Source organism: Dactylosporangium sp. NPDC000244 (assembly GCF_040300725.1).
GTDB lineage: Bacteria > Actinomycetota > Actinomycetes > Mycobacteriales > Micromonosporaceae > Dactylosporangium.
Genome location: NZ_JBEPEH010000052.1, coordinates 81,904 through 90,014, shown reverse-complemented (window position 1 = coordinate 90,014; position 8,111 = coordinate 81,904). Strand labels below are relative to the sequence as shown.

The window sequence follows — 8,111 nt, the reverse complement described above, 5'->3', positions numbered from 1 at the left end:
GATGTGTTCGGCAACGGGATGCTGCTCTCGCCGTTCATCCGGCTCGTGGCGGCGTTCGACCACCGGCACATCTTCATCGACCCGTCCCCGGACGCCGCGACCTCCTACGCCGAGCGGCGGCGCATGTTCGACCTGCCCCGCTCCTCGTGGGACGACTACGACCGCTCGCTGCTGTCCGCGGGCGGCGGCGTCTACCCGCGCACGGCCAAGTCGGTCAACCTCTCCGAGGAGGCCCGGGCGGTGCTGGGGATCACGGCCACCGGGCCGCTCGCCCCGAACGACGTCATGCACGCGATCCTCGCCGCGCCCGTGGACCTGTTCTGGAACGGCGGCATCGGCACCTACGTCAAGGCGACCGGGGAGTCCCACGCCGACGTCGGTGACAAGGCCAACGACTACGTGCGGGTCAACGGCCGGGAGCTGCGCGCGAAGGTCGTCGGCGAGGGCGGCAACCTGGGCCTGACTCAGCGGGGCCGCATCGAGTACGCGCTCAACGGCGGCCGCATCGCGACGGACTTCATCGACAACTCGGCCGGCGTCGACTGCTCCGACCACGAGGTCAACATCAAGATCCTGCTCGACCGCGTGGTCGCGGCGGGCGAGCTGGAGGCGGCCGAGCGCAACCCGCTGCTGGCCGAGATGACCGACGAGGTCGGCGAGCTGGTCCTGCGCGACAACTACGACCAGGCGACGGCGCTGGGCAACGCGCGGGCGCAGTCGCGCTCGCTGCTGCCCGTGCACAAGCGGCTCATCGCCGACCTGGAGCGGCGCGGGCAGCTCGACCGGGCCCTGGAGGGGCTGCCGGGCGACGAGCTGCTCGACGAGCGGGCCGCCACCGGGGTCGGGCTCACCTCGCCCGAGTTCGCGGTGCTGCTCTCCTACGTGAAGATCGTGCTCGAGCGCGAGATCCTCGACTCCGACCTGCCGGACGAGGAGTGGACCCACGACGTGCTGGTCGAGTACTTCCCGACCCCGCTGCGCGAGCGGTTCGCCGAGGCGATGGCCGAGCACCCGCTGCGCCGCGAGATCGTCACCACCGCGGTCGTCAACGAGGCCGTGAACCGGGGCGGCACATCGTTCTTCCACCGCGCCTCCGAGGAGACCGGTGCCGGGGCCGCGGACGTGCTGCGCGCCTCGGTCGTGGTCAGCGAGGTGTACGGGCTGTCGGAGCTGCGGCGGGCGGTCGAGTCGCTCGACAACAAGATCCCGACGAAGTCGCAGACCGCCGTCTACCTGGAGATGCGGCGGCTGCTCGACCGGGCGGTCCGCTGGCTGGTCTCCAACCGGCGGCTCCCGATCGACGTGCCCGCCGAGATCGCGCGGCTGAAGCCCGGCATCGCCCGGCTGCTGCCGCAGCTGGACACGCTGTTCCGGGGCCGGGAGCGCGACGCGCTGTACGCCAACACCGAGGGGCTGCGGGAGCTGGGGCTGCCCGAGGAGATCGCGGACAGCACGACCCGGATCATGTACGGCTTCGGCCTGCTCGACATCGTCGAGGTCGCGTCGACGACGGACCGCGACGTGAACGAGGTCGCGACGGTCTACTACCTGCTCTCCGAGCGCTTCCGGGTCGACGATCTGCTGTCGCGGATCTCGGCGCTCCCGCGCGAGGACCGGTGGCAGACGCTCGCCCGGATGGCGTTGCGCTACGACCTGTACGCCGCGCTGGCCGCCCTCACCGCGGAGGTGCTCAACGGCACCTCGCCGGAGGCGGACCCGGAGGAGCGGGTGCACGAGTGGGAGCAGAGCAACGCGACCTCGATCGCGCGGACGCGTAACGCGATCGGCGAGTTCGGGGAGTCGCCCGGGGACCTGGCGGCGCTGTCGGTGCTGCTGCGTCAGATCCGCACCCTCGTGCGAGCCTCAGCCGCGTAGCGGCTGGTGTCCGTGGCACCACGGACACGGCTAGGGCGGTCCCTTTCGGCCGAAGGCCCTCAGGGACCGCCCTTTTGTCTGGCGGGAGCAACGGTCCGCAGGTGACGCGGACCCGAGCAGGAAGCTTGTGGCTCCTGGTTCTTGGCTCTTGGCTTTTGGGCTGCGCTTTTGGGCTGCGCTTTTGAGCTGCGCTTTTGAGCTGCGCTTTTGAGCTGCGCTTTTATGCGGCCAGGCCGAGCGTCTCCGCGGCGGCGCGGCCGTTGGCATGGCTCGCGCCCCAGGTCGTGATGAACGCCTTCGCGCCGCTCGGGCGCCACGACGACGGCCAGCCCATCTCGACCACGGTCACCGCGTGGGTCTGCGCCAGCGTCTCCACCAGCGCGCGGGCGCCCGGGAGGCGGTGCACGTTGCGGCCGACCACCACGATCGGGCGGGCGCCCGCGCGGGCGCGCACCTCGGCCGGGTCCGCCTGGGCGGCCACGACGCGCAGCTGCTCGGTGCCGTTGACGTGCGGGCCGAGGCCCCACGGCACGCGGCCGGCGGCGATCGACGACTCGGACTCGAGCTGGACGATCAGCGGCGCGGTCGCGCGGTCGTGGGTGCCCTCGATCCGCACGGCGCTCAGGGCCGCGGGGTAGCCCAGGCCCGGCTCCTCGCGGTCGGTGCGGTCGCCGCTGCGCGTCCACGCGCTCAGGTCGGCCACGCGCGCCACGGCCTCCTCGAGGCGGGCGAGCGGCAGGCGCCCGTCGCGCACGGCCGCGACGATCTCGTCCGCGCAGGCCCGCGTGATCTGCTCGTCGATGTCGGCGCCGATGCAGAGCAGGTCGGCGCCCGCGGCCAGGGCCAGCACCGCGCCCTCGGGGATGCCGCCGGCGTAGCGGGCCGCGCCCAGCATCTCCAGCGCGTCGGTCACCACGACGCCGGTGAAGCCCAGCTCGCCGCGCAGCAGGTCGACCAGCACCGCGCGGCTGAAGGTCGCGGGGGCGTCGCCGGTGAGCGCGGGGACGCGGATGTGCGCGGACATGATCGACTTGGCGCCGGCCTCGATCGCGGCGACGAACGGGGGCAGCTCGCGGCCGCGCAGCAGGGCCGGGTCGATGTCCACGGTCGGCAGCTCGCGGTGCGAGTCGGCGAGCGTCGCGCCGTGGCCGGGGAAGTGCTTGGCGCACGCGGCGACGCCCGCGCCCTGCAGGCCGAGCACCGCGGCGGCGGTGTGCGTGGCGACGGAGATCGGGTCGGCGCCGAAGCTGCGGGTGCCGATGATCGGGTTGTCGTCGGCGGTGTTGACGTCCACGGTCGGCGCGAGGTTGAGATTGATGCCGAGGGTCTCGAGCTCGGCGCCGATGGTGCGGTACACCCTGCGGGTGACGGCGGGGTCACCGAGGGCGCCCAGCGCGGCGTTGCCCGGGTAGGGGCTGCCGGCCCGGTGCGCCAGGCGGGTGACGTCGCCGCCCTCCTCGTCGATGGCGATGAGCACGCCGTCGCGCGCTGCGTGCAGGCTCGCGGTCAGCTTCGCGAGCTGGTCGCGCTCGACGATGTTGAAGCCGAAGAGCAGGTGTCCGGCCATCCCCTCGGCGAGGAGGTCCACGGCCCACGCCGGGGCCTCCTCCCCGCGGAAGGCGCCCAGCAGCGTGCCCATGGCCAGCCGGTGGAGTCCGGGATCGGTCGACACGTTGGTTCCCCCCTCAGCGCGGGCGCGCATGCGGCGCGGGCGCCGCACGCTCGTCCGATGCGCTATCCACGATCGTAAGAGCTTTTTGACCGGTTGTGCGTAGGCCGAGTGGTGGGTCCGGCCGTACGCTCTCCGAATAGGTTGCTTGTGGCACGCTAATAGGAAAGTTTCCTAAATACTAGGGGTCTTCGTCACGATGAGTTCCGCCCGACTGCCCGGCACGCCTCGCCTGCTGCGCGCCCTCAATGATCGTGCCGCCCTCGAGCTGCTGCTGAGCCGAGGACCCCTCACCCGTGCGCAGCTCGGCGAGCTGACCGGGCTGTCCAAGGTCACCGCGTCCCAGTTGGTCGAGCGGCTGGAGGAGCGCGGCCTCGTGGCCCGCGTCGGCGAGCAGGCCGGCGGGCGGGGGCCGAACGCCCAGATGTACGCCGTGGTGCCCTCCACCGCGTTCGTCGTCGGCGTCGATGCCGGCCCCACGCACGTGGTCGCCGGGGTGGCGGACATCACGGGCAACATCGTCGGGCGCACCGACGTGGCCATCGGCGACGGCGACGACCCGGTCAAGGTCGTGCACGCCGCCGTCGTGGAGGCGGCCTCGGCCGGAGGCGCGCCGATCGACCGCATCCGGCGGATCGTGCTCGGCACGCCCGGCCTCGTCGACCCCAAGAGCGGCGAGATCACGTTCGCCTGGGACCTCCCGCGCTGGCACCGCGGCCTGCTCACCGCCCTGCGCGAGGACCTCGGCCGCCCCGTCATGTTCGAGAACGACGTGAACCTGGCCGCGATCGCCGAGCAGCACTCGGGCGCGGCCGTCGGGGCGCGGGACTTCGTGCTCGTCTGGCTGGACCGCGGCGTCGGCACCGCGGTCGTGCTCGGCGGCCGCCTGCACCGCGGCTCGGCCGGGGCCGCGGGCGAGATCGGATACCTGCCCGTCGCCGGCACCCAGATCAGCCGCGACGCGTCCCGGCGCTCGAAGAACGGCTTCCGCACCCTGGTCGACGCGGCGGCGGTGCGCTCGATCGCGAAGACCCACGGGTTCAAGTCGGCGGGGGCGGCGGAGGCGGTCCGGGCGGCCATCGCCGCGGGCACCGCGGGCAGCCCGTTCCTCGACGAGCTGGCGCGGCGCATCTCGCTCGGCGTCGCCTCGGTCGGCCTCGTGCTGGACCCGGAGCTCGTGGTCCTCGCGGGCGACGTGGGGCAGGCCGGCGGCGCGGATCTGGCCCAGCGGGTGCAGCACGAGGTCGCCGCGATCGCCGTGGTCTCCCCGCGCGTGGTGGCGACCGAGGTGTCCTCGGAGCCGGTGCTGCACGGCGCGATCCTGACGGGTCTGGACGCGGTGCGCGAGGAGGTCTTCGGCTCGACGGCGTGAAAGTTTCACGCCGTCGAGCCGTTCAGGCGATCAGCGGGCGTCGCGGCGGCGCATGGACAGGAAGGCCGCGGCGGCCACCGCGGCCACCACCGCCGCGATCACCAGGCCGCCCGTCCCCCACGTCGCATGGAAGGTCGACCGGGCCACGTTCGCGGTGGTGTTCGGGTCGGGCACGACGCCCAGGTTCAGCCAGGCGCGGGCGTAGCTCGACAGGCGGTACGGCTCCGCGTAGTCGATGGTCTCGACCACGGTGAAGACGACGGTGCTGCCGAACTCCCACAGCAGCAGGTACGCGATGCCGGCGCCGAGGGCGGCGGACGTGTGCCGCCCGATCGACGCGACCGAGAAGCCCAGCGCGGTGCCGGCCATGGCGATGAACACCACGCGCAGGCCGGTGAGGAGCAGGGATCCGAACTCGGGCGCGCTCATCCGGCTCACGTTGTCGTTGCCCGGGGCGAGGGCCAGGAAGGCGGCCGTCCACAGCCCGAGGTACACGACCGACATGAGGGCGACGCCGGAGACGACGGCCAGCAGTTTCGCCCCCAGCACGGCGCCGCGGCGGGGGGCCCACAGCAGCAGGCCGGCCATGCCGCCGGAGCTCCACTCGACGCCCACGAACGAGGCGCCCAGCACAAATCCGGCGAGGGCGAAGAGGACGGCGGCACCGTAGTACAGCGACGGCCACTGGCGGTGGAACGAGAACCCGTAGTCCAGCAGCGAGTCGGCGGTCGGGCGGGGCCCGTAGTCGCACGCCTTCGGCAGGTCCTCGCCCGGCTCGGCCTGCTCCAGGCCGCTCTGGACGCGCCCGCAGTGCTCGGTGCGCTGGTCCCACAGCTGCGCCAGCGGGCCGGCGCGCTCCGCGGCGGCCGCCTGCTCGGCCGCGCTCGGGCTGCTGCCGGTGAGGGTGAAGCCGAACGTGAGGAAGGCCAGCAGGGTGCCGACCAGGACCGCGGTGACGAGCGAGATGCGCCGGGCGAAGAGCCGTGACCACTCCGCGGCGAACAGGTGCCTCATGCCGGCCGCCCCTCAGGGGTCCACTCGGAGTCGTCCACGGGCCGGAAGGAGCCGCTGGGGCCGCCGCCCGTGATGGTCAGGAACGCGTCCTCCAGCTGCGCGACCGGGGACAGCTCGCGCACCCACATGTCGTGGACGCCGAGCGTGTAGGACACCCAGGCCGGCTCCGCGAGGTCGTGCACGACGAGGTGGTCGCCGGTCACGCTCACGTCCGCGCCCGCCTCGGCCAGGATCTGGGCCGCGCGCTGGTGGTCGTCGACGCGCACACGGTACGAGCCCTTGTCCGCGACCGCGAGAACTTCGGAGACCGGGCCGGCCGCGACCGTACGGCCGCGGGAGATGATCGTGACGGAGTCGCAGACCTGGGCGATCTCGGCCAGGATGTGACTGGAGATGACGACCGTCTTGCCCTGCTCCGCGTGGCCGCGCAGCAGGTCCCGCATCTCGCGCACGCCCGCGGGGTCGAGCCCGTTGTTGGGCTCGTCGAGGATGAGCAGGTCCGGGTTCTTCAGCAGCGCCGACGCGACCGCGAGGCGCTGGCGCATGCCGAGGGAGTAGGACCGCACCATGTCCTCGGAGCGGTCGGAGAGCCCGACCTGGTCGAGGACGACCCCCACCCGCTGCTTCGGCACCCCGCCGGCCTTCGCCAGCAGGGAGAGGGTTTTGTACCCCGTCAGGTTGCCGAAGAACGCGGGCGCCTCGACGATCGCGCCGACCCGCGAGGCCATCTCGGCCTGGAACCGCGGCACCGGTTCGCCGAAGATGCGCATGCGTCCGCCGTCGGCGCGCAGGAGGCCGAGCAGTGTCTTGAGCGTCGTGGACTTGCCCGAGCCGTTCGGTCCCAGGAACCCGTGGATCTGTCCCGGCTCGACCAGCATGTCCAGCTTGTCGAGAGCGGCGCGCGGCCGGCCGAACACGCTCTGGTACGTCTTGACCAGACCGTCGATTTCCAGTGCGGGTGTCATCGGAGCGCAGAATACGGCCTTCGTCACGTCGGCGTGGCCCCGCCAGCCGTCGATATGTGCGGCGTGGTTGGATTGGCACGTGTCAGATGACCTTGTCATCGCCGTCGACGATGCGACGGTCACCCGCAACGGCAACCATCTCATCCGATCGGTGAGCTGGCAGGTCGAGCTGGACGAGCGCTGGGTGATCCTCGGCCCCAACGGGGCCGGCAAGACCACGCTGCTCAACCTCGCGGGCGCGCGGATGCATCCGTCGAGCGGCACGGTCACCGTGCTGGGCGAGCAGCTGGGCCGGACGAACATCGCCGAGCTCAAGACCCGCCTGGGCTTCTCGTCCAACGCGCTGCGGCTACCGTTCGAGGAGACCGCGCGCGACGTGGTACTCACCGCGTCGTGGGCCGTGATCGGGCGCTACCGTGAGGCCTACGACCGCATGGACGAGGGGCGCGCCATGGCCCTGCTCGACCAGCTCGGGGTCGCGGGGCTGGCCGACCGCGTCTACGGCACCCTGTCCGAGGGGGAGCGCAAGCGGGTACAAATCGCTAGGGCCCTCATGACGGACCCTGAGCTGCTCCTGTTGGACGAGCCGTCGGCCGGCCTGGACCTGGGCGCCCGGGAGGACCTGGTGCGCCGGCTCGCCGACCTCGCGGCCGACCCCGACGCCCCCGCCATCGTGCTGGTCACCCACCACGTGGAGGAGATCCCGCCAGGCTTCACCCACGCAATGCTGATGCGCGAGGGCGGCGTGGTGGCGCAGGGCCTCCTGCACGACACAATCACGGCGGACAACCTGTCGAAGGCGTTCGGTATGCCATTGAAACTCACGATGGTGGACGACCGCTTCCACGCCCAGTCCTGACGTGTAGCGCACCTGCCGCCTTTGCACCGGTAGCGTCCGCGCCGCCCGCGCCTGCCGCCGCGTCGTGGCGTCCGCGCCTTCGCGTCCGCGCCGGGTGGTGTTTTGCGCCTTCGCGTCCGCAACGCGTGGTGTTTGCGTTGCGCCGTGGCGTGCCGCTGCGTCTGTGCGCCGCATCCGTCCCGCGCCGCCGGCGCCTTTGCGCCGCGGTCGTGGCGTTTGCGCTGTCCGTGCCTGCTGCCGCGCTGTGACGTCGGCGCCTTTCGCGCCGTCGCGTCCGCGCCGCGCGCCCTCGCGCCACGTGTTGTGGTGCCCGCGCGCCGTGGCGTCCGTGCCTGCTGCCGCGCCGCGCGCCTTTGC

Annotated in this window: 6 protein-coding genes; 3 read left to right on the top strand and 3 right to left on the bottom strand. The window is 72.6% G+C overall.

Annotated elements, in window-relative coordinates; genetic code table 11:
* The coding region (locus tag ABT369_RS49925) for an NAD-glutamate dehydrogenase domain-containing protein (protein WP_350624331.1) at window positions 1-1,875 on the top strand (1,875 nt) is incomplete at its 5' end.
* Between the two features lie 220 nt (window positions 1,876-2,095).
* Here ABT369_RS49925 and ABT369_RS49920 read toward each other — a convergent pair.
* On the bottom strand, window positions 2,096-3,547 hold the full coding sequence (locus tag ABT369_RS49920) for a glycoside hydrolase family 3 protein (RefSeq protein ID WP_350624329.1): 1,452 nt from the start codon (window positions 3,545-3,547) through the stop codon (window positions 2,096-2,098).
* 196 nt (window positions 3,548-3,743) lie between these two features.
* Here ABT369_RS49920 and ABT369_RS49915 point away from each other — a divergent pair, with 196 nt between their 5' ends.
* Window positions 3,744-4,916 carry an ROK family transcriptional regulator gene (locus ABT369_RS49915; RefSeq protein WP_350624327.1) on the top strand — a complete coding sequence of 391 codons (1,173 nt, stop codon included), beginning with the start codon at window positions 3,744-3,746 and terminating at the stop codon, window positions 4,914-4,916.
* 30 nt (window positions 4,917-4,946) lie between these two features.
* Here ABT369_RS49915 and ABT369_RS49910 read toward each other — a convergent pair whose 3' ends face one another.
* Together ABT369_RS49910 and ABT369_RS49905 are read right to left on the bottom strand one after the other, a co-directional pair.
* The gene (locus tag ABT369_RS49910; RefSeq protein WP_350624325.1) at window positions 4,947-5,930 is read right to left on the bottom strand and encodes an ABC transporter permease subunit; all 984 of its coding nucleotides are present in this window, start codon (window positions 5,928-5,930) and stop codon (window positions 4,947-4,949) included.
* Complete coding sequence (locus ABT369_RS49905; protein ID WP_350624323.1) at window positions 5,927-6,895, bottom strand: ATP-binding cassette domain-containing protein; 969 nt, start codon at window positions 6,893-6,895, stop codon at window positions 5,927-5,929. The genes ABT369_RS49910 and ABT369_RS49905 overlap by 4 nt, the downstream gene beginning before the upstream one ends.
* 52 nt (window positions 6,896-6,947) lie before the next feature.
* Between ABT369_RS49905 and ABT369_RS49900 the strand changes: the two genes are divergently transcribed.
* On the top strand, window positions 6,948-7,754 hold the full coding sequence (locus ABT369_RS49900) for an ATP-binding cassette domain-containing protein (protein ID WP_497986604.1): 807 nt from the start codon (window positions 6,948-6,950) through the stop codon (window positions 7,752-7,754).
* Window positions 7,755-8,111 lie beyond the last annotated feature (357 nt).